Source organism: Paraburkholderia sabiae (assembly GCF_030412785.1).
Taxonomy (GTDB): domain Bacteria; phylum Pseudomonadota; class Gammaproteobacteria; order Burkholderiales; family Burkholderiaceae; genus Paraburkholderia; species Paraburkholderia sabiae.
In genome coordinates this window covers 6,077,692-6,102,226 of sequence record NZ_CP125295.1, presented here as the reverse complement: position 1 = coordinate 6,102,226, position 24,535 = coordinate 6,077,692, and the positions used below count along the sequence as shown (strand labels likewise).

Genomic DNA, 24,535 nt, shown 5'->3' with positions numbered 1-24,535 from the left:
TCGACATGTGGAACAACGTTCGCCAGCTCAATCTCGCCGCCAACGCGTTGCACGCGTTGTTGCTGGTCGTGCTGCTGGCGGCAGGCGGCTACTGGCTGATCCAGCGCCCGAGTTTTTCGCTGCGCGAAATCCGCATCGACGGCGACACGGAACACATCAACTCGCCGACAGTGCGCGCAGGTGTGGTCGGCCGGTTGAAGGGCAACTTCTTCACCGTCGATCTCGACACGGCGCGCCAGGCGTTCGAGCAGATGCCGTGGGTGCGTCATGCGAGCGTGCGCCGCGTGTGGCCGAATGCGCTCGCAGTGACGCTCGAAGAGTACAAGCCGATCGGGACATGGGGTACCGATCAGCTGGTGAGCACTGACGGAGAGGTGTTCACCGCGAACCAGGGCGAGCTTGAAGAAGAGCTGCCCGCGTTCGATGGCCCGGAAGGGTCGGCGAAGGAAGTCGTCGCGCGTTATCAGGACTTCAGGAAGTGGTTTGCGCCTGTTGGCGCGACGCCGGATGAAGTGACGCTGTCACCGCGTTTCGCGTGGACGGTGAAGCTGTCGAACGGCATGCAGGTCGAACTGGGACGCGAGCGCAATCAGGATACGCTCGCCGACCGCTGCAAGCGGCTCACCGCGGCATGGGGCGCGGTGACGCAACGTTGGGGGAAGGACATCGAATATGCGGACTTGCGCTATCCGAACGGCTTCGCCATTCGTGCAGCAGGCATGCGCTTCATTACGGAACCCGACAAGGGCAAGAAGTAACAGGACATCACACGCAATGAGCACGCTATGAGTAAAGACTATAAAGATCTGCTGGTAGCCCTCGACATCGGCACGGCGAAAGTGGTCGCCATCGTCGCCGAGTTGAAGGGCGAAGGTCATTACGAGGTGATCGGACTCGGCCAGAGCGAATCGAAAGGGCTCAAAAAAGGCGTCGTGGTGAACATCGAGGCCACGGTGCAGTCCATTCAACGGGCGCTCGAAGAAGCCGAGCTGATGGCCGACTGCAAGATCACGAACGTGTTCACCGGGATCGCGGGCAGCCATATCCGCAGCTTCAATTCGAGCGGGATGGTCGCGATCAAGGAAAAGGAAGTGACGCAGACGGACGTCGCGCGCGTGATCGAAACGGCCAAGGCGATCAACATTCCGACCGATCAGCAGGTGCTGCACATCCTGACGCAGGAATTCATCATCGACGGCCAGGAAGACGTGCGCGAGCCGATCGGTATGAGCGGCATCCGTCTCGAAGTGAAGGTGCACATCGTGACGGGCGCGGTCAGCGCGGCGCAGAACATCGTGAAGTGCGTGCGCCGCTGCGGCCTCGAAGTGAACGATCTGATCCTGCAGCCGCTCGCGTCATCGCTCGCGGTGCTGACGGAAGACGAGAAGGAACTGGGCGTGGTGCTGGTCGATATCGGCGGCGGCACGACGGACATCGCGATCTTCAGCGAAGGCGCGATCCGCCATACGGCCGTGATCCCCATCGCCGGCGACCAGATCACGAGCGACATCGCGATGGCGCTGCGCACGCCGACGCCGGATGCCGAAGACATCAAGGTCAGCTACGGCATCGCGAAGCAGGCGCTCGCCGATCCCGACGAGATGATCGAAGTGCCCGGTCTGGGCGAGCGCGGTCCGCGCACGCTGTCGCGCCAGGCGCTCGCGGCCGTGATCGAGCCGCGCGTCGAAGAACTGTTTTCGCTCGTGCAGCAGGTGGTGCGCGAGTCGGGTTACGAAGAACTGCTGAGCTCGGGCGTCGTGCTGACGGGCGGCGCGTCGATGATGCCGGGCATGGTCGAGCTGGGTGAAGACATTTTCCTGAAACCGGTGCGGATCGGCGTACCGGAATACGCAGGCGGTCTCGCGGACGTGGTGCGCAATCCGCGTTATTCGACGGCAATGGGTCTGCTCGTCGAAGGACGTTCGCAGCGCATGCGTGGTCGCAAGGTCGCGGTGCAGTCGGGATCGATGGGGCAGGTATTCACGAGGATGAAGGACTGGTTCCTCGGCAATTTCTAAGAAGAATTCGAAGTAAAGGGAAATTCGCGCCGGTGCCGGCGGCTGGCGCGCGACAGGAGGTTGCCCGATCTCCTGCCGAATAACGGCCGAGTAGCGGGTACTTTTTTTCTTGACGGAGGCAACATGGAATTCCAGATGCTGGAAACGGAAACCAACGGCACCATCATCAAGGTGGTGGGCGTCGGTGGTGCGGGCGGTAATGCAGTAACGCACATGATCAATCGCGGCGTGCAGGGCGTCGACTTCATCGTGATGAACACGGACGCTCAGGCGCTGTCGCGCTCGCGCGCACCGAACGTCATCCAGTTGGGCAACACGGGTCTTGGCGCAGGCGCAAAGCCGGAGATGGGCCGCGCAGCAGCAGAAGAAGCACGTGAGCGCATCGCGGACGCACTGCGTGGCGCGCACATGGTGTTCATCACGGCAGGCATGGGCGGCGGCACGGGCACGGGCGCAGCACCCGTGGTTGCGCAAATCGCCAAGGAAATGGGCATTCTGACGGTTGGCGTCGTCAGCAAGCCGTTCGAGTTCGAAGGCGGCAAGCGTATGCGCGTCGCTGAAGCCGGTTCGCAGCAACTGGAGGATCACGTCGACTCGCTGATCGTCGTCCTGAACGACAAGCTGTTCGAGGTGATGGGCGATGACGCCGAAATGGACAAGTGCTTCCAGTGCGCTGACGACGTGCTCAACAACGCAGTGGCCGGTATCGCGGAAATCATCAACGTCGACGGTCTGGTGAACGTCGACTTCGAAGACGTGAAGACGGTCATGGGCGAGCAGGGCAAGGCGATGATGGGCACGGCGACGGTCGCCGGTGTCGATCGCGCGCGTCTCGCGGCAGAACAGGCTGTCGCCAGCCCGCTGCTGGAAGGCGTCGATCTGTCGGGTGCGCGTGGCGTGCTGGTGAACATCACGTCGAGCCGTTCGCTGCGTCTGTCGGAAACGCGCGAAGTCATGAACACGATCAAGAGCTATGCTGCTGATGACGCGACCGTGATTTTCGGCGCGGTGTACGACGACGCGATGGGCGATGCGCTGCGCGTGACGGTGGTGGCAACGGGTCTGGGCCGCGCTGCGAAGAAGCAGCAGCAAACGCCGATGACGCTGCTGCGCACGGGCACGGACAACCAGCCGGTCGGCGCAATGCAACATGCGTACACGCCGCAACACGCAACGACGGCGGACTACGGTTCGCTGGACACGCCGGCAGTGTGGCGTACGTCGCGTGACACGGCTGCTTCGCACGTGCAGGCGCTGCAGGAAAAGGGCGTCGATACGTACGACATCCCGGCCTTCCTGCGCAAGCAGGCAGACTGAGGCTCACGCAGGAGCGGGCTTTCTGCGGCGTAATCTGATGGTTGTCTGATTACGCGCAGCAGAACTGCACGAGCGTGGCGGGTGGAATGGCGAACAGGCCGCGTTGGGTAGCGCACGCGGCATGGACAGGTGCCCTCTTCGTTAGCACGAAGCGGTTCGGGTCACTGTCGCCAGATGAAACGTCCACTGCGGCACGAGTACGTGCGAGCGTGCTCCGCATCGATGCGAAGGAACGAGCATGATTCAGGTAGGTGAAAAGCTTCCCCAGGCGATCGTTTACGAGTTGATCGAAGACGAGCGCGCGGGCTGCACGATCGGGCCGAACAGCTTCGACGTGCACGAGCAGACGGCCGGCAAGCGCGTGGTGATCTTCGGATTGCCGGGCGCGTTCACGCCGACCTGTTCGGCGAAGCACGTGCCGGGCTTCGTCGAACAGGCAGAGAAGTTGCGTGCTGCCGGTATCGACGAGATCTGGTGCGTATCCGTCAACGACGCGTTCGTGATGGGCGCGTGGGCACGCGATCAGCGAACCTCGGGCAAGGTGCGCATGATGGCGGACGGCAGCGCGGCTTTCACCAGGGCCCTCGGTCTGGAGCAGGATCTGTCGGCGCGCGGCATGGGAGTCCGTTCCCAGCGCTACGCGATGGTGGTCGATGACGGCGTGGTCAAGACGCTGCACGTCGAAGCACCCGGCAAGTTCGAAGTGAGCGATGCGGCCAGTATTCTCGCGACGTTGAGCCAGGCATGACACGGCGCTGAAGCTTCGTCGCAGTTGCAAACCAGTTGGTTGTTGCGCTGCGGCAACGCTTTGTGTGACCCCGTTGTGACAGGCCGTAACGCGGGCCGATGACCGGAAACGCCTCCGTTCCGGGCATCGGCCCGTCACGCTTCCCGATCAGGTAACGTAGAGAAACAGATTGAAACGCCAGCGCAACGACGCTCCGGAAACGATTGGAGTATAATTCGTGCTATGAATTAAAAAATCCTGATTGGGATTTTCAATCGAATAGAAGACCACCATGTTGAAGCAGCGCACTATCAAACAGATCGTCAAAACGGTTGGCATTGGCCTGCACTCGGGGCGCAAGGTCAACCTGACGCTCCGCCCGGCGGCGCCGGACACGGGTATCGTGTTTTGCCGCGTGGATTTGCCCACGCCGGTGGACATTCCCGCGTCGGCGATGGCGATCGGCGATACGCGGCTTGCATCGGTGTTGCAGAAAGACGGCGCGCGCGTGTCGACGATCGAACACCTGATGTCCGCGTGCGCGGGCCTCGGGATCGACAATCTGTACGTCGACGTCACGGCCGAAGAAATTCCCATCATGGACGGCAGCGCGGCGTCCTTCGTGTTCCTGATCCAGTCGGCGGGAATCGAAGAGCAGAACGCGGCGAAGAAGTTCATCAAGGTCACGAAGCCTGTTGAAATCCGCGACGGCGACAAGTTCGCGCGTCTCGATCCGTACTTTGGCTTCAAGCTGAAATTCACGATCGACTTCCGTCATCCCGCTGTCGACAAGACTGGGCAGGCGCTGGAAGTGGACTTCGCGAACACGTCGTACGTGCGTGAAATCGCTCGTGCGCGCACGTTCGGCTTTGCGCATGAAGTCGAAATGATGCGCGAGCTGGGTCTGGCGCGCGGCGGCAGCATGGACAACGCGATCGTGCTCGACGAGTACCGCATTCTGAACAACGACGGCTTGCGCTACGACGACGAGTTCGTGAAGCACAAGATGCTGGACGCGATCGGCGACCTGTACGTGGTCGGCCACCCGTTGCTGGCTGCGTACGACGCGTACAAGTCGGGCCACGGCCTGAACAACCAGCTGCTGCGCGAACTGCTGGCGAACGAAGATTCGTACGAAATCGTCACGTTCGACGATCCGCTGAAGGCGCCGCGCGGTTTTGCTTATGACACGCAGACGGCGTTTGCCTGAGGCCGGCAGTTTTACGGCAAATCAAGCAGTAACGAAAAAGCGGCCTGAAAAGGCCGCTTTTTTCATTTGCGCGCGTCTTGTCGACGATGAGGCTTACTTGCGGTGGCGAGCCGCCATACGCGCCAGCGCGGCTTGAAGCGGCGACGGTTCCAGCGATTCGCTGAGTTCATGCAGCGCATCGGCACCGACGCGCGACATCCGCGCTTCCTTTGCACGCGGCGCCTCTTTCGCCGGCTGCGGACGCACGCGAATCCTCAGAGCATTGACGGGCCAGCCGCGCTGCTGCAACTCCGACAACAGACGAGGTTCGAGATGCCGCAGCCGCGCGGCGAGCGCGTTGTGCGCGGCGAACAGCGCGAGCACGCCGTCCTTGATGAAACCGGGCTCGACGCTCGTCGCCAGATAATCGGGCAGCAGCTGGGTGAGATCGCGTTCCAGCGCGGCAATCTGCTCGACGCCCGCGCGCAATGCGGCGAATGCGTCGGTGCGAGTCAGGACTTCGGCGACGGCCTGCGGCCTGCGCACGTCGAACGAGCGCGAGCCCAGCTTGGGGCCGGGCCTCAGCGATTGCCTTGAAAACGGTGCAAAACGGCTCATTTGGGATCTTGTCGGCAGCACGCGCCCCGCGCGCGCTCATGCCGGGATTGTACCGTGCGGTACGCACGCCCGATGCCGTTTTGCGACCGGCCGGATGGCTACATCGGCAGCGCTTCGGCCCTGGCCGGATGGCCAACCATCTTGCCGCTGACACAGGCGTACGCGGGGGCGCGTGCTAAAATCCGTGATTCGAATTTACTCTGGACCTAAGCCGCCGAGGCTTCTTCGGCCAAGGGTTGCAACAAGGTGAAGAGGTGTAAAAAACCGGCCTTGCAACCCGACCGAAACCGCGACGCAACCACGATCCGATGACCACCGGTTTTCTACAAAAGATTTTTGGCAGCCGCAACCAGCGGCTCGTCAAGCAATATCAAAAGACCGTCGCGGCGATCAATGCGCTCGAGCCGCAGATCGAGCAATTGACGGATGATCAACTGCGCGCGAAAACCGAGGAATTCCGGCAACGCGTGAGCAGCGGCGAGTCGCTCGACAAGCTGCTGCCCGAAGCGTTCGCGGTATGCCGCGAGGCGAGCAAGCGCGTGCTGAAGATGCGGCACTTCGACGTGCAGCTGATCGGCGGCATGGTCCTGCACTACGGCAAGATCGCGGAAATGCGCACGGGCGAGGGCAAGACGCTCGTCGCGACGCTGCCCGTGTACCTGAACTCGCTGTCGGGCCGCGGCGTGCACGTCGTGACGGTCAACGACTACCTCGCACAGCGCGACGCCGAATGGATGGCGCGTCTGTACAACTTCCTCGGGCTGTCGGTGGGTATCAACCTGTCGCAGATGGATCACGGCCTCAAGCAGGAAGCCTACGCCGCGGACATCACGTACGGCACGAACAACGAGTTCGGCTTCGACTACCTGCGCGACAACATGGTCTACGAGACCGACGCGCGCGTGCAACGGGCGCTGAATTTTGCGGTCGTCGACGAAGTGGACTCGATCCTGATCGACGAAGCGCGTACCCCGCTGATCATCTCCGGCCAGGCCGAAGATCACACCGAACTCTACGTGCGCATGAACGCGCTGCCGCCGCTGCTCGAGCGCCAGATCGGCGAAGAGAAGGCGGACGGTACGGGCGTCGAGAAGCCGGGCGACTACACGCTGGACGAGAAGGCGCGCCAGGTGTTCCTGACGGAATCGGGCCACGAAAAGGCTGAGCGTCTGCTCGCCGAGTGGGGCCTGATCGGCGAGGGCGAAAGCCTGTACGCGCCGCAGAACATCACGCTGATGCACCACGTGTACGCCGCGCTGCGCGCGCATACGCTGTTCTACAAGGATCAGCACTACGTCGTGCAGAACGGCGAAGTGGTGATCGTCGACGAATTCACGGGTCGTCTGATGGCGGGCCGCCGGTGGTCGGATGGTCTGCACCAGGCCGTCGAAGCGAAGGAACACGTGAAGATCCAGAGCGAAAACCAGACGCTCGCTTCGATCACGTTCCAGAACTACTTCCGCATGTACGCGAAGCTGTCGGGCATGACGGGTACGGCCGACACCGAAGCGTACGAATTCAACGAGATTTACGGCCTCGAAACGGTCGTGATTCCGACCAACCGTCCGCCTAAGCGGATCGACAAGCAGGATCAGATCTACAAGACGGCGCTGGAGCGCTACAACGCGGTGATTCGCGATATCCGCGAATGCTACGACCGCGGTCAGCCGGTGCTGGTCGGTACGACGTCGATCGAAAACTCGGAACTGCTGTCGCAACTGCTGAACAAGGCCGGTTTGCCGCACGAAGTGCTGAACGCGAAGCAGCACGCGCGTGAAGCAGCCATCGTCGCGGAGGCGGGTCGTCCGAAGCGCGTCACGATCGCAACGAACATGGCCGGCCGCGGTACCGACATCGTGCTCGGCGGCAATGCCGAAAAGCAGGCTGCATTCATCGAAGCCGATCTGTCGATTCCCGAAGACGAAAAGGCCGGCCGCATCCAGAAACTGCACGACGAGTGGCAGACGCTGCACGATCAGGTGAAGGCCGCGGGCGGTCTGCACATCATCGGCACCGAGCGTCACGAATCGCGTCGTATCGACAACCAGCTGCGTGGCCGCGCGGGTCGTCAGGGCGATCCGGGTTCGTCGCGTTTCTATCTGTCGCTGGAAGATCCGCTGCTGCGCATTTTCGCGGGCGACCGCGTGCGCGCGATCATGGACCGCCTGAAGATGCCGGAAGGCGAGGCGATCGAAGCGGGCATCGTCACGCGTTCTATCGAATCGGCGCAGCGCAAGGTTGAAGCGCGCAACTTCGATATCCGCAAGCAGCTGCTCGAATACGACGACGTGTCGAACGATCAGCGCAAGGTGATCTACCAGCAGCGCAACGAACTGCTCGAAGCGCACGACATCACCGAAACGATCGGCGCGATGCGTCACGGCGTGATTACGGACGTTGTTGGTCAGTTCGTGCCGGCGGGCAGTATCGAAGAGCAGTGGGACGTGCCTGAACTCGAAGAAGCGCTGCGCAACGACTGGCAGCTCGATCTCGCGATTCAGGAGATGATCAACGAGTCGCAGCAGATCGACGCCAACGAGATTCTCGAAGCGGTGACCGCGGCCGCCGACGAAGCGTATGAAGGCAAGGTCGAGCAGGTTGGCCGCGAGTCGTTCAGCGCATTCGAGCGCTCGGTCATGTTGCAGACGCTCGATCGCAGCTGGCGCGAACACCTCGCCGCGCTCGATCACCTGCGCCAGGGCATCCATCTGCGCGGTTATGCGCAGAAGAATCCGAAGCAGGAATACAAGCGCGAGGCATTCGAACTGTTCGCCGCGATGCTCGACTCGGTGAAGCTCGAAGTCACGCGTATCGTGATGAACGTGCAGATCCAGTCGCCGGAACAGCTGGAACAGGCGGCCGAGCAGATGGAAGAGCAGGGCAGCCATCTGGAGAACGTCGAGTTCCGTCACGCCGATTACTCGGAAGGCGGCGCGGCTGTCGCGGCGGCGCCCGTTGCCGCGAACGCAGCGGCTGCCATGATCGGCGACGCAATGGCTCATGGCGGCAGCGCGGCAGCACCGTTGTCGGGTGACAGCGTGCCGAAGGTCGGCCGCAACGATCCGTGCCCATGCGGCAGCGGCAAGAAGTACAAGCAGTGCCACGGCAAGATTGCGTGACACACGAAGGCGGCGCGCATCATGCGCGCCGCGTCGTTTGAAGCGTGCATTGCTGGTGATTTCGCGGTGGCGCGGGTCCATCCGGCGCCATCAACCTTGATCCCCAATGCCGGCGCCCGCCGGCATTTCAGTCTCGACAGGTCGCAAACATGGCTGTCAATTTCCCCTCGATCGATCCCGCTCAACTCCATCCCGTCGCTGGCGTCACGCTAGGCTGGGCCGAGGCGAACATCCGCAAGCCGAATCGCAAGGACGTGCTCGTCATTTCCGTCGACGAAGGCGCGACGGTGGCGGGTGTGTTCACGTCGAACCGTTTCTGCGCCGCGCCCGTGACGGTGTGCCGCGAGCATCTCGAAAGCGTGCGCAAGGGCGGCAAGGGCATCCGCGCGCTGGTCGTGAACACGGGTAACGCGAATGCAGGCACGGGCGAGCCGGGCATGAAGCACGCTCGCGAGACCTGCGACGAACTCGCGCGGCTCGCAGGCATTGCGCCGGAACAGGTGCTTCCGTTTTCGACGGGCGTGATTCTGGAGCCGCTACCCATCGACCGGCTGAAGGCCGGTTTGCCCGCTGCGCTGGCGAACCGCCAGGCCGCGCACTGGTACGACGCCGCGCAGGCCATCATGACCACCGACACGCTGCCGAAAGCCGTGTCGCGTCAGGTGAAGATCGATGGCCAGACGGTGACGATGACGGGCATCAGCAAGGGCGCCGGCATGATCAAGCCGAACATGGCGACGATGCTCGGCTTCCTCGCATTCGACGCGAATGTCGCGCAGCCCGTGCTCGACGAACTGGTGAAGCATGTGGCCGATCGCTCGTTCAACTGCATCACGATTGACGGCGATACGTCGACGAACGACTCGTTCATCCTGATCGCGTCGGGCAAGTCGAGCCTGCCGGCGATCACGTCGACGGATTCGCCCGCGTACGCCGCGCTGCGCGACGCCGTGACGGAGACGGCGCAGCAGCTCGCGCAGCTGATCGTGCGCGACGGCGAGGGCGCGACGAAGTTCATGACGGTGCAGGTGGAAGGCGGATCGAGCGTCGCCGAGTGCCGCCAGATCGCGTATGCGATCGGCCATTCGCCGCTCGTGAAGACGGCGTTCTACGCGTCGGACCCGAACCTCGGCCGCATTCTGGCCGCGATCGGCTATGCGGGCGTGACCGACCTCGACGTCGGCAAGATCGACCTGTATCTCGACGACGTGCTCGTCGCGAAGGCGGGCGGCCGCAATCCCGATTACAAGGAAGAGGACGGACAGCGCGTGATGAAGAAGGCCGAAATCCTGATTCGCGTCGTGCTCGGCCGCGGCAATGCGCAGGCGACCATCTGGACGTGCGATCTGTCGCACGACTACGTGAGCATCAACGCCGATTACCGTTCCTGATCCGCTTCCGATCTGTATCCGATTCGTTCCGATAACCACATGGATAAACTCGAACAATTCCTGACCCGTGCCGAAGCCGTCCTGGTGCGGCTCGAAGCAATGCTTCCGCCTGCTGCGCCTCAGATCGACTGGTCGGCGGCCGTTGCATTCCGCTGGCGCAAGCGTCAGGGGCGCGGCTATCTGCAGCCGGTGCCCGCCATCTCGACGATTTCGCTCGACGATCTGCAAAACATCGATCGCCAGAAGAACCTGATCGAGCAAAACACGAAGCAGTTCGTGAGCAAGCAGCCCGCGAACAACGTGCTGCTGACGGGCGCGCGCGGCACGGGCAAGTCGTCGCTGATCAAGGCCTGTCTCAACGCATACTCGAAGGAAGGTCTGCGGCTGATCGAAGTCGACAAGGACGATCTGCACGATCTCGGCGATATCGTCGATCTGATTTCGGGGCGTCCCGAGCGCTTCATCGTGTTCTGCGACGACCTTTCGTTCGAGGAAGGCGAGTCGGGCTACAAGGCGTTGAAAGTGGCGCTCGACGGATCGGTGGCCGCGCAGTCCGACAACGTGCTGATCTACGCGACGTCGAACCGCCGGCACCTTTTGCCGGAGTACATGAGCGACAACGAGACGTACAAGCACACGTCCGACGGCGAGATCCATCCGGGCGAAGTAGTCGAAGAGAAGATTTCGCTGTCCGAGCGTTTCGGCCTGTGGGTCAGCTTCTATCCGTTCAAACAGGACGACTATCTGTCGATCGTCGGGCACTGGCTGCATCACTTCGGCTGCAATGACGCCGATGTCGAAGCGGCGCGTGGCGACGCGTTGATCTGGGCGTTGGAGCGCGGTTCGCGTTCGGGGCGTGTCGCGTGGCAATTCGCGCGCGACTGGTCAGGCAAGCGGGCGCAAGCATGAGCGACGCGTCGCAAAACAGCGCGAAAGCGGGCGAGGTGAACGAAGCGGGCCGACCGGTCACGGAAGTGGCCGTCGGCGTGCTCGTTCAACCGGACGGCCGCTACCTGCTCGCGCAACGGCCCGCCGGAAAGCCGTACGAAGGCTATTGGGAATTTCCGGGCGGCAAGCTGGAGCCGGGCGAAACGGTTGAGGCGGCGCTCGCACGTGAGCTGCACGAAGAGCTTGGTATCGACGTGCAGTCGAGCCATCGCTGGCACGTGCTCGAGCACGATTATCCGCACGCATACGTGCGGCTCTATTTCTGCAAGGTGACCGCGTGGGACGGCGAGCCGCACGGACGCGAGGGTCAGGCGTTCGCGTGGCAGACGCTGCCTGCTCAGGTGTCGCCGTTATTGCCCGCGACGATTCCCGTGCTGGAGTGGCTGGCGGCGGAGTGAAATGACGGCGTGCTGACGCGCTCGCGGTTCAATGCGAGCGCTGTTCGCCGGATGCGTCGTCGGTTGGCGGTTCTTCATCGGTGCCGCCAATCTTGTACTTTTCGGCAGCCCACGCGCCGAGATCGATCTGTTTGCAGCGCTCGGAACAGAACGGACGGAAGCGGTTCTCGGGAGTCCAGCGGACATCCTTTCCGCAGCTCGGGCATTTGACTACAGTAACCATTCGATCAGACGTTCAATCGCAAACAATAACGCCACGTATGTGAGGTTGTTTGCGTCAGATTAAAGACTGCACAGCGTCAACTGGAACGGCACGTCGACATCGACGGCACGCGGACGCAGATCGCCGTCCTGCACCGTGAAGCGTACCCACAGCATGTACTTGTTGGCGCTCGCTTCGGGGATGACGCGCAATTCCGGTGCCACGCGCACCTGCATCAGCTGATACGTGCGACCCGACAGCATCTGCTGGTAGCTGCCCTGCATTGCCATCACCTTCGAAGCCTGCCCCGATTCACGCGCGAGCCGCAGCACAATCGCGGCCGCATCGCGCAGCGGCAGAAGCGGCATGATCCACTTGGCGATGTCCTGGCGACGCTGATCGGGATGCGTCTGCTGCCACGCGTAGTACGACGGAAGATCGAATTTGCAGGTGCCGCCCGGAATGATCGCGCGGCTGCGGATGCTGGCGAGCCACTCGTTGTCCGCAAGATGCTGGCCAGTCTTGCCCTGCATTTGCGTGAGCCCGGCGAGCGTCTGTTCGATTTCGCCGAGCACAGCTTCGAGCGCATTCTGCTCGATGCCCGGATTGCCACGAAACGGAGCGAGCGTTTGACGCTGCCGCTCCAGTTCCTTCATCAGATCGGACTTCAGATCCGCGCGACCCGCGACTTCGGAAATTTCGAACAGCGTAGTCAGCGCGACGTGATGTTCCCTGGCATCTTCCTGAGTCAGAAAGAACGTGAAGCGCTCGAACAGATCTTCGAGGCGCAGCAGCGTCCGGATTCGCTCATTGAAGGGATACTCGTAAAGGATCAAGCGGGCTCGCCTCGGGCGTGGTCGGTGACGGAATTGCAGGACATTCTAATGCCGTGAGACTACCCTCGCAATCACACACTTTTTAGGCGAGCTTCTGTCAATTTTTGCGCTGGTTTGCGCGCATTCGTTGCGTCCAGGCGCCGTTCCCGACAACATGCGCCCACATTACAGACCCCGAACAGAATCGCTCACGGACTATGCGCCAGCGAGCGAAACATACGTGCGATGCAACTGATCGACATCAACGTCGAGTTGTTCGAGCGAACGGGCGTCGTTGACGATGACGTCGTCGGCAGCTGCGAGGCGCGCTTCGCGCGTGGCCTGGCGCGCGATGATCGCGAGCACCTGTTCGCGCGTGAACGCGTTACGCTGCATCACGCGTTCGATCTGCGTCTCGACGCTGCAATCGACGGTAAGCACGCGGTTCACACGTGTTTTCCAGCTACCCGACTCGACGAGCAGTGGCACCACGACAATCACGTAAGGGCCTGCCGCCTGTTGACGCTGCCGCTCCGTCTCCGCGCGAATCAGCGGATGCGTGATCGCTTCGAGCCGCTTGCGCGCGTTCTCGTCGCTGAAGACGAGCGCACGCATGCGGGCGCGATCGAGCGAGCCGTTTTCGGCGACAAACGATGAGCCGAACTCCGCAGCGATGGCGGGCATCGCGAGACCATTTGGCGCGGTGACGCGGTGCGCGATCACGTCGGTATCGACGAGCGTCACGCCGCGCTTCGCGAACAGATCGGCGACAGTGGATTTGCCGCTACCGATGCCGCCCGTCAATCCCACAGCAAACATGCGTCAGCCTCCCAAAGCCATGTAGAGCGGCGTGCCGGCAAACAGCGTCACGGCGCCGCCCGCCGCGAGAAACGGACCGAACGGCAGCGGCTCTTCGAACCGCATGCGTCCGATCCACGTTGCGACGAGACCTACGACAGCGCCTGTCACGGCAGCAATCAGAATGATCTGCGGCAGCGCCGCCCAGCCTAGCCACGCACCGAGCGCGGCCAGCAATTTGAAATCGCCATAACCCATGCCTTCGATGCCGCGCACGATCTTGAACAGCCAGTGCACGCACCACAGCGCGAGATATCCGGCGATCGCGCCGATCACGGCATCGTGAAGGCTCGCGAATACGGCATTGAAATTGACGATGAGGCCGGCCCACAGCAACGGCAAGGTCATCGAATCGGGCAACAGATGCGTGTCGATATCGATCGCGCTCATCGCGAGCAGCGTCGCGCACAAGCCGAATGCAGCGAGCGCCGTGCCCGTCGCGCCGAACGTCACGAGCGCGCCCAGTGCCAGCGCCGCGCTCGACAATTCGATCAGCGGATAGCGGAAGCTCACGCGTGACTTGCATTGCGAACAACGGCCGCGCAACACCAGATAGCTGAATACGGGAATGTTCTCCCAGGCGCGCAGCACGTGGCCGCAATGAGGACAGGCACTGCGAGGCAACCACAGGTTGTAGCGTTCGGGCAGGCCGTCTTCGTCGAACGCCTGGCCTGTCGCTTCGCTGACTTCAGTGCGCCATGCGCGTTCGAGCATGATCGGCAGGCGGTGCACGACGACATTCAGAAAGCTGCCGATCACGAGACCGAAGACGATGACGAACGCGATCTGCGCGCCGGCCGGCAACATGCCGAAGGCCGCACCGAGGCTGTCCGCGAAACGGGCGAGCGGGCCGCTGAAGGACGATTCTGATAAGGACGTGAGCGGGATCGGCATGATCGATTGTGTGATTTGGCTGCGATGCTACTACACCACGTTGCCGAGTTGGATGATGGGAAGATACATCGCGACGACGAGACCGCCGACCAGCCCGCCGAGTACGACGATCACGAGCGGTTCGCACAGGCTCGCAAGGCCCGAGATCTTTTCGTCTACCTGACGATCGCTCAGCGACGCCACGTCGAGCAGCATCGTGTCCAGCGTGCCGGATTCTTCGGCGACGGCGACGGGTTGCACGATCTCTTCGGGAAAGCATCGCGCGTCCCGCATCGCTGGCGCGAGACGCACGCCGCGTCGAAGCTCTGCCGAGATCGACACCGTCGCGCGATCGAACCAGGCATTGCCCGTTGCGTGCGTGAGCGAATCGAATGCATCGGCGAGCGGCGTGCCCGCGGACAGCAACGTGCCGAGCGCACGGCTCCAGCGCGCGGCGCATAGCGTGGCGAGCAGCGGACCGGCGAACGGCAGCCGCAGCGCCGTCCGCGCGAAGTGCAAACGAGCCACTTCCGAGCGACGCAACACGTGACGCATCGCGAATACGAGCGCGCAGGCGATCGATGCGAGCGGCACGCTCCAGCGTCCAGCGGCAGCCGACATCGCGAGCACGATTTGTGTCGGCGCGGGCAGCTTCGCGCCGAAGCCGTCGAAAATCTGCTTGAACGTCGGCACGACCCAAACCAGCAGCGCCGTTGTAATCGCGAGCGCGAGCAGCAGGATCGCGACGGGATAGGTCAGCGCGGCGCGTACTTTCGCGCGCTGGGCGGCGGCGCGTTCGCGGTCGTCGGCGAGCCTCGCAAGCACTGTCGGTAGTGCACCTGATGCTTCACCTACTTCGACCAGCTGGCAGTACAGCGCGTTGAACTGCGCGGGATGACGGGCGAGCGCCGACGAGAAGCCAACGCCTGCGGTGATGTCGCGGGCGAGTGCATTGACGATGCGCGGCATGCCTTTGGCGCGCGTGCTGTCTTTCGACGCCTGCGCGAGCAGTTCGAGCGACGGCGCGAGCGGCAATCCCGCGCGCAGCAAACTCGATAGCTGACGTGTGAATAGCGTGACGTCGGCGGCGCGCGCAGTTGGTTGCGGCGCCGGACCGCGCGCGATCCATTCGACGGCATAGAGCGCGTCCTGTTTCAACGTCGCGCGCGCTGTCGAAATATCCGGCGCGATGACGGTTCCGCGGCGTCGCATGCCTTGCGTGTCGAACGCGCGCCACTCGAAGCGCTGTTCCCTGATCGCCGTATCGCTCATGCAACCTCCATTGCGCTCAACGCTTCCGCGAGGCTCGTCGTGCCGTCGAATGCGCGGGCCAGCGCAGCTTCGCGCAAGGTCTGTACGCGTTCGACTTGCGCGCGTCGCGCGATCTCATGCGTGCCGGCACGCGCAACGATGAGTTCGCGCATCGAGTCCGAGATCGGCATGACCTGATGGATACCGACGCGTCCACGAAAGCCGATGCCATGGCACGCTTCGCATCCGCGCGGAACGAAAGGCTGCCACTGCGCGATCTGATCGTCGGATGCGCCGGCCGAGCGCAACGAGGCGTGCGTTTCCGACGCGTGTTGTTTGCAGGCCGGGCACAGACGCCGCACGAGACGCTGCGCTGTGACGAGACGCAGCGCAGCCGCGAGGTTGTACGGCTCCACTCCGATGTCGATCAGACGTGCGATGGCAGCGGGCGCGTCGTTCGTATGCAGCGTCGAAAGCACCAGGTGCCCGGTTTGCGCCGCTTTGACGGCGACGTCGGCCGTCTCTTCGTCGCGGATTTCACCGACCATGATCACGTCGGGATCCTGCCGCAGAAACGCGCGCAACGCGACGGCGAACGTCAGCCCGGCCTTTTCCCGCACGCTCACCTGATTGATGCCCGCGAGCTGGATTTCGGCAGGATCTTCGACCGAACAGAGATTGCGCGACTCGGCATTCAGCAGTTGGAGGAAGCAGTACAGCGACATCGTTTTGCCGCTGCCCGTCGGACCAGTGACCAGCACGAGCCCGTGCGGCGAGCGGATCGACCCGTCGACGATATCGCGCTGCCCGGCCGCCAGTCCGAGCGAATCGAGCGAAAGATCGGCTGGCAGCGCTTCGAGCCGCCGCAGCACGAGCTTTTCGCCGAACAGCGTCGGTAGCGAATTCACGCGGTAATCTTCGACGCGTCCCGCCGTCACGGGCAGTCGCAGGCGACCGTCCTGCGGCACGCGCCGCTCGGCGATATCCATGCGCGCGAGCACTTTCACGCGTGTGATAAACGCGTCGCGCAGATGTGCGGGTGGTCGCGCCAGTTCGTGCAGCACGCCGTCGACACGCAGACGCATGCGCCAGCCGTGCTCCATCGGCTCGATGTGCAGGTCGGATGCGTTGCGGCGCGCGGCTTCCTGCAGCGTGTCGGCGAGCAGACGGACGGCGGGCGGATTATCGGCGTCGGGCGCGACGGGTTGCAGCGCCGGCCTGTGTGCCGTGACGTTGGGTGCGGGTGTTGAGGCGTGGGAAGTGGTGCGCATCGAAGACCGGCTGCGGGCCGCCTGTAGAACATGACGGCTTCATCATCCCGGTCCGCGTGTATGGCCGCTATTCGGCCGAATGGCCAGGTGTGGGTGTCAGCGGCCGACGAGTCGTTTGATCTTGGAGCCCGGCGGCGGACCGGGACGAAAAATCTTGACGGTTCTGATCGCCTGATCGTCGCTGCGCATAACCTCGATTTTGACGTCCGCGATCTTCACGCAAACATCGCCTTCAGGAATTTCTTCGAGAATTTCCAGGATCAATCCGTTCAGCGTCTTCGGGCCGTCCGTCGGCAATTTCAGCTGTAGCCAGCGGTTGAGTTCGCGCAGCGGCATGCTGCCCGCGACGATGCATTCACCGGCTTCGTTCCAGCCGCCGCGCGAGCTCGCGCTACGCGGCACGGACGTCGTGAACTCGCCGATTAACTCCTCGATGATGTCCTCGGGCGTCACGAGCCCCTGCAGTTCGCCGTATTCGTCGACGACGAGGGCGGTGCGATGGCGGCTTTCCTGGAAGAATTGAAGCTGCTGGAAGACGGGCGTGCCCGTTGGCACGAAGTACGGTTCGGCGAGCAGTTCGCGCAGCGTCTCGCGCTCCAGTTCCTGGTTGTGCAGCGCGGACAGCGTCTTGCGCACGTGGAGCACGCCGAGCACACGGTCGAAATCGCCCTGATACACGACCAGCTTGTTGTGATAGCAGGTCTCGAGCTGATGCAGGATCTGTTCGAACGGCGCGTCGAAGTCGAGCGCTTCGATACGGCGGCGCGGGATCATCACGTCGTCGACGGTAATGTTTTCGAGGTCGAACAGGTTCAGCAGAATGCTGCGGTGCTTGGTCGGCATGAAACTGCCGGACTCGAGCACGATGGTACGCAGTTCCTCAGTCGACAGCCGCTGGTCGTGCGCGCCTTTCGTGTTGATGTGCAGCACGCGCAGAATCGTGTTCGCGAACAGGTTGACGAACCAGATCAGCGGCTTCGACACGCGCATCAGCGGCGCGATCAGCAGGCTGGCGGGCAGCGCGATCTTCTCCGGAAACGTCGCGCCGACGATCTTCGGCGTGATTTCGGCGAACACGATGATCAGGAACGCAACGATACCCGTGGCGATCGACAGCACGACGTTGTTGCTGCCGAACGTGTGCAGCGCGATCGACGTCGTGAGCACCGGGATGATCGTGTTGAACAGGTTATTGCCGATCAGGACGGCGCTCAGCAGCTCATCCGTGCGCGCGAGCAGGCCCTGGGTCGTTTTTGCGCCGAGCGCGCCCTTGGTCGCGAGATGTTTCAGCCGATGACGGTTGATCGCCATCATCGCTGTCTCGGTAATGGAAAAGAAGCTGGAGCAGATGAGAAGCAGGACGACGGCGCCTATTTGCGCCCATAAGGGAAGTTGTTCCACGCGACGTGAATAAGAGAAGGGGAGGGATGGGGAGAATATAGCAGAGGGGCTAGGAGCCCTCAGTGGGCGGACGGACGGCTTGATCTTGCGCGGGTGTTCGACGCTTCGCGGTGCGCAATGGCCGCTTTCCGGAAAGACAGGCGAAAAAAAACCGCGCAATGCGCGGTTTTTTCAAAATCTGGTCGGGGTGAGAGGATTCGAACCTCCGGCCTCTACGTCCCGAACGTAGCGCTCTACCAGGCTAAGCTACACCCCGATTTGGTACTGCCACTCGATTCGGACTAATCCGTTGATTCAGTCTCGTTTAAGACTGCCTCGTCGTCGAGTAAGAACATAATTCTAGCAGGCTTTCTTTGTAAATGGAACCGGGAAACGAAGAAATTGCTGCCGCTGCCGCTTGCGCTTCGTGCTTCGCGCATTCGAGCGTGTGATCGAGCGCGCCCGAGCGCGTAATCGCCTCGAAAATTTCGTCGAAACGGTCGGTGCCGCCTTGCTCGATGGCCTCACGGGCGAGCGCCGACTGCTCCGGCGTGCCGCGCTCGATCAGATAGATGAGCGGCAACGTGGGCTTGCCTTCGCGCAGATCGTCGCCAGCATTCTTGCCCATCGATTCCGGCGTGCCCGTGTAATCGAGCCAGTCGTCCATGATCTGGAAAGCCGTGCCGATACGGCGGCCAAATTCCGCCGCGGCGGCTTCTGTGGTCGCGTCGACGCCCGACAGCACCGCGCCCAGCTGGGCTGCCGCCTCGAACAGCTTGGCCGTCTTGTAGCGGATGACCTGCATGTAACGCGCTTCGTCGACGTCGGCATCATGCATGTTCAGCAGCTGCAGCACCTCGCCTTCGGAAATGATGTTGGTCGCTTCCGAAAGAATCTCCATCACGCGCATCTTGCCCACGCCGACCATCATCTGGAACGAGCGCGAATACAGGAAGTCGCCGACCAGCACGCTGGCCGCGTTGCCGAACAGCGCATTCGCGGTCTGCCGGCCGCGACGCAGATCGGATTCGTCGACGACGTCGTCGTGCAGCAGCGTGGCCGTATGGATGAACTCGACGACGGCCGCCAGCTCGTGCCGATGCCCCGTCCTGTCGCCGAGCGCGCCTGCTACGAGCAGAAGCAGCGCGGGCCGCAGCCGCTTGCCTCCGGCACTGATGATGTACTCGGAGATCTGGTTGATCAGCATCACCTCGGACGCCAGACGGTGCCGGATGACGCGATTCACCTGCTGCATGTCTTCGGCGATCGGAGCGAGCAGATTGGCTGCGTTGGGGGTTGGGGTGGCGGTTGACGACATGGTGGCGAATTCGGGTAGTGCCGCGAATTATAAGGCGAACTGCGGTATTTCCGCGCCGTACACCATTTGTTCATGGCCGTTTTGGCCCGTTTCCGCATTCTTTCGCCCGGTTTGTTGCGCGCGGGACGGTGAGGCGCGGTCGTTGTCAACTGTTTTTGACCGCGAAGCTAACTCTATGTATAATCGAGGGTTTCCGCGCGTGGTGCGTCGGGAAAATGAATTTAGAGTGAGGTTTTCAATGTACGCGGTCATAAAAACCGGCGGCAAGCAGTACAAAGTTGCTGTCGGCGAAAAACTTAAAGTAGAACAGATACCGGCAGACATTGACGCTGAAATCACGCTCGACCAGGTTCTCGCAGTGGGCGAAGGCGAATCGATTAAGTTCGGTACGCCGCTGGTCAGTGGGGCTTCCGTCAAGGCTACCGTCGTGTCCCAAGGTCGTCACAAGAAAGTGACCATCTTCAAGATGCGTCGCCGGAAGCACTACCAAAAGCATGGCGGCCACCGCCAGAACTACACCGAACTGCGCATCGACGCTATCAACGCGTAAGCGCATCGGGCAAGGAGTAATCACATGGCACACAAAAAGGCAGGCGGCTCTTCCCGGAACGGCCGCGACTCCGAGTCGAAGCGTCTCGGCGTGAAAGTGTACGGCGGTCAGGCCATCCTGGCGGGCGGCATCATCGTGCGTCAACGCGGCACGCGTATGCACCCGGGCGAAAACGTCGGTATCGGCAAGGATCACACCTTGTTCGCGCTGACGGACGGCCACGTCAAGTTCACGACGAAGGGCGCCGACAAGAAGCACATGGTCAACGTCGTCCCGGCTGTCTGAGAATAATCAGGCACGGGCTTCAGGACCGGAAAAAGGCCCCGCGAAGTTTGCGGGGCCTTTTTGTTTGCGGGTTTGGGTTTGCGAGTTTCACGGCGATGTATTCGCCAAGCCCGCATCGTCGCGGCGGTCATTGTCGCGACTGGACAAGAATCAAGATCAATCTGGCCGTTCGGCCAATGGTGCACGCGCGCTGCGCGCGGCAGAATAGCAATACACACGGGACGGAGTAACGCATGAAGTTCATTGACGAAGCGAGGATCGAAGTCATCGCCGGCGACGGGGGAGATGGCAGCGCGTCGATGCGCCGCGAGAAATTCGTCCCGTTCGGTGGTCCGGACGGCGGCGACGGCGGCCGCGGCGGCAGCGTTTTCGCAGTTGCAGACCGCAACATCAACACGCTGATCGACTATCGCTATTCGAAAAAGCATCAGGCGCGCAACGGCGAAAACGGCCGTGGCTCGGACTGCTACGGCAAGGGCGGCGATGACATTACGCTGCGCATGCCCGTCGGTACGATCATCACGGACATGGACACGGGCGAGCTGATCGCTGACCTTACCGAGCACAATCAGACGGTGCGCATCGCGCAGGGCGGCGCGGGCGGCCTCGGCAATCTGCACTTCAAATCCAGTACGAATCGCGCGCCGCGCCAGAAGACGGACGGCAAGCCGGGTGAGCGCCGCATGGTGCGCCTCGAGCTGAAAGTGCTCGCGGATGTCGGTTTGCTCGGCATGCCGAACGCGGGAAAGTCGACGTTCATTTCGTCGGTGTCGAATGCGAAGCCGAAGATCGCCGATTATCCGTTCACGACGCTCGCGCCGAATCTAGGCGTGGTGCGCGTCGGGCCGAGCCGCAGCTTCGTGATCGCCGACATTCCCGGGCTGATCGAAGGTGCGGCGGAAGGCGCGGGCCTCGGTCACCAGTTCCTGCGCCACTTGCAGCGCACGGGCCTGTTGCTGCATATCGTCGATCTCGCGCCGTTCGACGAGTCCGTCGATCCCGTCGCGGAAGCGAAAGCAATCGTCAACGAACTGCGCAAATACGACGAGCTGTTGTACAACAAGCCACGCTGGTTGGTGCTGAACAAGCTGGACATGGTCCCCGAAGACGAGCGCGAGGCGCGCGTGGCCGCGTTCCTGAAGGACTTCGAATGGGACGGCCCGGTCTTCGAAATTTCGGCGCTCACGGGTCAGGGCTGCGAAAACCTCTGCTACGCGGTGTACGACTACCTCGCGGAGCATTCGGATGCGCAGCGCGCGGCGGAAGCGGAAGATCTCGCCGCTGACGTGCGTTTCCGCGAGCAGCAGCAAGGCAGCGGTGACGCGAACGCGCCCGTTGGGCCGCAGGAGTAAGCAGGAGCCGTAATCTGGATGCCGGCGCACTCCCAGCATGCGCCGGTCTTACGAATCATCTTGGAGACCGCGCAGAATGCGTTCCGTTATCGCAGATTCGAAGCGATTGGTCGTGAAAGTCGGGTCCAGCCTCGTCACGAACGACGGGCGCGGACTCGATCACACAGCAATCGGCCGCTGGGCCGCGCAGATTGCCGCGCTGCGCGAGCAGGGCAAGGAAGTCGTGCTCGTCAGTTCGGGCGCCATTGCCGAAGGCATGCAGCGTCTTGGCTGGACAAAGCGCCCGCGTGAAATCGACGAGTTGCAGGCGGCGGCCGCCGTTGGGCAGATGGGACTCGCGCAAGTCTACGAGAGCCGTTTCGCCGAGCACTCCATCCGGACCGCGCAGATTCTGCTGACACACGCCGATCTTGCCGATCGCGAACGCTATCTGAACGCGCGGTCAACGCTGCTGACGCTGCTGCGTCTCGGTGTGGTGCCGATCATCAACGAGAACGACACTGTCGTCACCGACGAAATCAAGTTCGGCGACAACGACACGCTGGGCGCGCTGGTCGCGAATCTGATCGAAGGCGATGCACTGATCATTCTCACCGACCAGCAAGGTCTCTTCACCGCCGATCCGCGCAAAGATCCCTCCGCAACGCTCGTCCAGCAGGCCGATGCCGGCACGCCGGAACTCGAAGCGATGGCGGGCGGCGCAGGGTCGAGCATCGGCCGTGGCGGCATGCTGACGAAGATTCTCGCGGCGAAGCGCGCGGCCCACAGCGGTGCGAATACGGTGATCGCAAGTGGCCGGGAGGCGGACGTGCTGGCGCGGCTGGCATCGGGCGAGGCGATCGGTACGCAATTGATCGCGCGCACGGCACGGATGGCCGCGCGCAAGCAGTGGATGGCGGATCACCTCCAGGTGCGCGGGCACGTGGTAATCGACGACGGCGCCGTCGAAAAGCTCACGGAAGGCGGCAAGAGCTTGCTGCCGATCGGCGTAGTCGGCGTGCAGGGTGCGTTTGCGCGCGGCGAGGTGATCGCGTGTCTAAACGCGTCTGGGCGAGAGGTCGCGCGTGGACTGACGAACTACAGCAGCGCGGAGACGAAGCTGATCCAGCGTCGTCCGAGCGGCGAGATTGAATCCGTATTGGGTTACATGCTCGAGCCTGAGCTGATCCACCGGGACAACCTGGTGCTCGTCTAAAGACGACTTCCAAAAATCAAAAAGCCGTCCCATCGGAAGATGGGACGGCTTTTTTTTGCGCCAGCAGCGCACGACGCTTCGGTTTAGCCGCCGCCGCCGCGAATCAGCGTGCTGTTCGCGCGCTTGTACTTGATATTGTTCACGATCACATCCGCCTTGCCGACGGGCAGCTTGCTCGTGCAGAAGTAATCCTGATAGAGCGCCGCGTGATACGCGTTCAGATCGCCGTTCTCGATGCGCGTCCACTCGTTTTCGACGGTGCGGTCCCAGCCGTCGTGGTCAGCGTTGAGGCCTGCATACAGCTTCCACGAATAGTCTTCGCAGCGAATGCCTTCGTAGTTCACGTTACGCGCGCCGCTCGGGCTCGTGATCACCACCGTGTAGCGAATCACGCCGTCGTTGTCGACGGTCAGCGACTTCGCATCGACAGCGAATTGAAGCGGCGTGTTCTGCGACACCGAGAACGGCAGCAGATTGGCCGGCTGAGGCATGGCCGGGAGCGTATCGACTTTCTTTTCGGTCCACGTCGACGGCCGGTCGAACAGATACTGAAAGTCGCTCCTGGGTCCGTCGGACGCGGACGAATCGGACGTATTGGTCGGATTCTTGGTGCTCGAACAGCCAGCCAGCAGAACGCCCGCGGCGACGCACGCCACGGCGAAAGCAGATACTTTCAATGTGATTTCCTCGAAACGCCGGCGCAGCGTGTCTCACGCCGCACCGGCAGATGCGGCGTGGACAGCCGCTTTGCGTCAGTCGCGCAGCCCCGGTGCCTGAACGGCTGGGTCTTCCGTCGACGAACAGTCCGACTCGATTGTCGCACGCAGCGTAGTCTCGACCGCAATTGTCGTGGTGACGGTCGTCACCGTTGCGGAGACCATCGACGCCCCGGGCGGCGCATTCACCGACGACGCCATCCGAGGATAGCGCTGCCCGTGATGATGTCCACCGGGCCGTTCCGTACGCGGCGCAGGCCGCCGCAGGAAACGGGACAATTCCGTTAACGCCAGCTGATACACATCCCGCTTGAACTCGATCACACAGTCGAGCGGCACCCAGTACTCGTTCCAGCGCCAGGCATCGAACTCAGGGTGGTCGGTTGCGCGCAGACATATGTCGCAATCGCGTCCGACCATCCGGAGCAAGAACCAGATCTGCTTCTGGCCGCGGTAATGGCCGCGGACCTCACGCTTGATGAACTTGTCAGGCACCTCGTAACGCAACCAGTCGCGCGTGCGACCGATAACCTTGACGTGCTCCGGAAGCAGGCCGGTTTCTTCGTGCAACTCCCGATACATCGCCTGCACGGGGGTCTCACCGTATTTGATGCCCCCTTGCGGAAACTGCCAGGAATGTTCACGGAGCCGCTTGCCCCAAAACACCTCGTTGTGAGCGTTCAAGAGGATGATGCCGACGTTCGGGCGAAAGCCTTCACGATCCAGCATACAACCACCTTCGAA

At 62.5% G+C, this 24,535-nt stretch carries 24 protein-coding genes and 1 tRNA gene; 13 read left to right on the top strand and 12 right to left on the bottom strand.

All coding sequences use genetic code 11. The features are described from left to right. The first annotated feature begins 5 nt into the window (after nt 1-5). The 5 genes from QEN71_RS27380 (at nt 6) to lpxC (ending at nt 5,272) form a co-directional block, all read left to right on the top strand. A complete protein-coding gene (locus QEN71_RS27380) occupies nt 6-758 on the top strand; it encodes a cell division protein FtsQ/DivIB (RefSeq protein ID WP_201655999.1) in 753 nt (250 codons plus the stop codon). A gap of 27 nt (nt 759-785) precedes the next feature. Next, nucleotides 786-2,018 carry a cell division protein FtsA gene (gene ftsA / locus QEN71_RS27375; protein ID WP_007747080.1) on the top strand — a complete coding sequence of 411 codons (1,233 nt, stop codon included), beginning with the start codon at nt 786-788 and terminating at the stop codon, nt 2,016-2,018. A gap of 123 nt (nt 2,019-2,141) precedes the next feature. Then, entirely contained in the window at nt 2,142-3,335 is a 1,194-nt protein-coding gene (ftsZ, locus tag QEN71_RS27370) for a cell division protein FtsZ (RefSeq protein WP_201655996.1), read from the top strand. A 238-nt stretch (nt 3,336-3,573) separates the two neighbouring features. Beyond that, nucleotides 3,574-4,083 (top strand): peroxiredoxin, encoded by a 510-nt coding sequence (locus tag QEN71_RS27365; RefSeq protein ID WP_201655993.1) that lies wholly within the window; start codon nt 3,574-3,576, stop codon nt 4,081-4,083. Between the two features lie 271 nt (nt 4,084-4,354). Next, complete coding sequence (gene lpxC, locus QEN71_RS27360; protein WP_201655990.1) at nt 4,355-5,272, top strand: UDP-3-O-acyl-N-acetylglucosamine deacetylase; 918 nt, start codon at nt 4,355-4,357, stop codon at nt 5,270-5,272. Nucleotides 5,273-5,365: 93 nt separating this feature from the next. Here the strand turns inward: lpxC and QEN71_RS27355 are convergent, their stop codons facing one another. Then, nucleotides 5,366-5,869 (bottom strand): DciA family protein, encoded by a 504-nt coding sequence (locus QEN71_RS27355; protein WP_201655987.1) that lies wholly within the window; start codon nt 5,867-5,869, stop codon nt 5,366-5,368. A gap of 308 nt (nt 5,870-6,177) precedes the next feature. Here QEN71_RS27355 and secA point away from each other — a divergent pair, with 308 nt between their 5' ends. From secA to QEN71_RS27335, 4 genes are all read left to right on the top strand, one after another. Beyond that, nucleotides 6,178-8,988 carry a preprotein translocase subunit SecA gene (gene secA, locus QEN71_RS27350; protein ID WP_201655984.1) on the top strand — a complete coding sequence of 937 codons (2,811 nt, stop codon included), beginning with the start codon at nt 6,178-6,180 and terminating at the stop codon, nt 8,986-8,988. A 149-nt stretch (nt 8,989-9,137) separates the two neighbouring features. Next, on the top strand, nt 9,138-10,379 hold the full coding sequence (gene argJ / locus QEN71_RS27345) for a bifunctional glutamate N-acetyltransferase/amino-acid acetyltransferase ArgJ (protein ID WP_201655981.1): 1,242 nt from the start codon (nt 9,138-9,140) through the stop codon (nt 10,377-10,379). Between the two features lie 39 nt (nt 10,380-10,418). Then, nucleotides 10,419-11,288 (top strand): ATP-binding protein, encoded by an 870-nt coding sequence (locus QEN71_RS27340; protein ID WP_201655978.1) that lies wholly within the window; start codon nt 10,419-10,421, stop codon nt 11,286-11,288. Then, nucleotides 11,285-11,725: an NUDIX domain-containing protein gene (locus tag QEN71_RS27335; RefSeq protein WP_201655975.1), complete on the top strand. Its 441-nt coding sequence runs from the start codon at nt 11,285-11,287 to the stop codon at nt 11,723-11,725. Before QEN71_RS27340 ends, QEN71_RS27335 begins: the two co-directional genes overlap by 4 nt. Nucleotides 11,726-11,753: 28 nt before the next feature. Here QEN71_RS27335 and QEN71_RS27330 read toward each other — a convergent pair whose 3' ends face one another. The 9 genes from QEN71_RS27330 to QEN71_RS27290 all read right to left on the bottom strand — a co-directional run bounded on the left by QEN71_RS27330 (nt 11,754) and on the right by QEN71_RS27290 (nt 19,693). Continuing rightward, nucleotides 11,754-11,948, bottom strand: a complete 195-nt coding sequence (locus QEN71_RS27330; protein WP_201655972.1) for a DNA gyrase inhibitor YacG — start codon at nt 11,946-11,948, stop codon at nt 11,754-11,756. 59 nt (nt 11,949-12,007) lie between these two features. After that, complete coding sequence (zapD, locus tag QEN71_RS27325; protein WP_054918789.1) at nt 12,008-12,763, bottom strand: cell division protein ZapD; 756 nt, start codon at nt 12,761-12,763, stop codon at nt 12,008-12,010. A gap of 195 nt (nt 12,764-12,958) precedes the next feature. Further along, nucleotides 12,959-13,561 carry a dephospho-CoA kinase gene (gene coaE / locus QEN71_RS27320; protein ID WP_201655969.1) on the bottom strand — a complete coding sequence of 201 codons (603 nt, stop codon included), beginning with the start codon at nt 13,559-13,561 and terminating at the stop codon, nt 12,959-12,961. Nucleotides 13,562-13,564: 3 nt separating this feature from the next. Continuing rightward, entirely contained in the window at nt 13,565-14,494 is a 930-nt protein-coding gene (locus QEN71_RS27315; protein WP_201655966.1) for a prepilin peptidase, read from the bottom strand. 30 nt (nt 14,495-14,524) lie between these two features. Then, the gene (locus QEN71_RS27310; RefSeq protein ID WP_201655963.1) at nt 14,525-15,745 is read right to left on the bottom strand and encodes a type II secretion system F family protein; all 1,221 of its coding nucleotides are present in this window, start codon (nt 15,743-15,745) and stop codon (nt 14,525-14,527) included. Continuing rightward, nucleotides 15,742-16,995, bottom strand: a complete 1,254-nt coding sequence (locus QEN71_RS27305; RefSeq protein ID WP_201655959.1) for a GspE/PulE family protein — start codon at nt 16,993-16,995, stop codon at nt 15,742-15,744. Before QEN71_RS27305 ends, QEN71_RS27310 begins: the two co-directional genes overlap by 4 nt. A 96-nt stretch (nt 16,996-17,091) precedes the next feature. Continuing rightward, the gene (locus tag QEN71_RS27300; protein WP_201655956.1) at nt 17,092-18,396 is read right to left on the bottom strand and encodes an HlyC/CorC family transporter; all 1,305 of its coding nucleotides are present in this window, start codon (nt 18,394-18,396) and stop codon (nt 17,092-17,094) included. 179 nt (nt 18,397-18,575) lie between these two features. Then, a tRNA-Pro gene (locus QEN71_RS27295) sits at nt 18,576-18,652 on the bottom strand. 48 nt (nt 18,653-18,700) lie between these two features. Beyond that, nucleotides 18,701-19,693 carry a polyprenyl synthetase family protein gene (locus QEN71_RS27290; protein WP_201655953.1) on the bottom strand — a complete coding sequence of 331 codons (993 nt, stop codon included), beginning with the start codon at nt 19,691-19,693 and terminating at the stop codon, nt 18,701-18,703. Between the two features lie 238 nt (nt 19,694-19,931). On the opposite strand from QEN71_RS27290, the gene rplU reads away from it, so the two are divergent. The 4 genes from rplU (at nt 19,932) to proB (ending at nt 23,075) form a co-directional block, all read left to right on the top strand. Continuing rightward, nucleotides 19,932-20,243 (top strand): 50S ribosomal protein L21, encoded by a 312-nt coding sequence (gene rplU / locus QEN71_RS27285; protein ID WP_007747161.1) that lies wholly within the window; start codon nt 19,932-19,934, stop codon nt 20,241-20,243. 24 nt (nt 20,244-20,267) lie between these two features. Continuing rightward, nucleotides 20,268-20,528 carry a 50S ribosomal protein L27 gene (rpmA, locus tag QEN71_RS27280; protein WP_028371762.1) on the top strand — a complete coding sequence of 87 codons (261 nt, stop codon included), beginning with the start codon at nt 20,268-20,270 and terminating at the stop codon, nt 20,526-20,528. Nucleotides 20,529-20,761: 233 nt separating this feature from the next. After that, nucleotides 20,762-21,880, top strand: coding sequence for an Obg family GTPase CgtA (gene cgtA, locus QEN71_RS27275; RefSeq protein ID WP_201655950.1), 1,119 nt, complete (start codon nt 20,762-20,764; stop codon nt 21,878-21,880). 76 nt (nt 21,881-21,956) lie between these two features. Further along, complete coding sequence (proB, locus tag QEN71_RS27270) at nt 21,957-23,075, top strand: glutamate 5-kinase (protein WP_201655947.1); 1,119 nt, start codon at nt 21,957-21,959, stop codon at nt 23,073-23,075. 83 nt (nt 23,076-23,158) lie between these two features. On the opposite strand, the gene QEN71_RS27265 is transcribed toward proB, so the two are convergent. Both QEN71_RS27265 and QEN71_RS27260 read right to left on the bottom strand, forming a co-directional pair. Beyond that, nucleotides 23,159-23,752, bottom strand: coding sequence for a CNP1-like family protein (locus QEN71_RS27265; protein ID WP_201655944.1), 594 nt, complete (start codon nt 23,750-23,752; stop codon nt 23,159-23,161). 75 nt (nt 23,753-23,827) lie between these two features. Continuing rightward, complete coding sequence (locus tag QEN71_RS27260; protein WP_201655940.1) at nt 23,828-24,520, bottom strand: RNA pyrophosphohydrolase; 693 nt, start codon at nt 24,518-24,520, stop codon at nt 23,828-23,830. Nucleotides 24,521-24,535 lie beyond the last annotated feature (15 nt).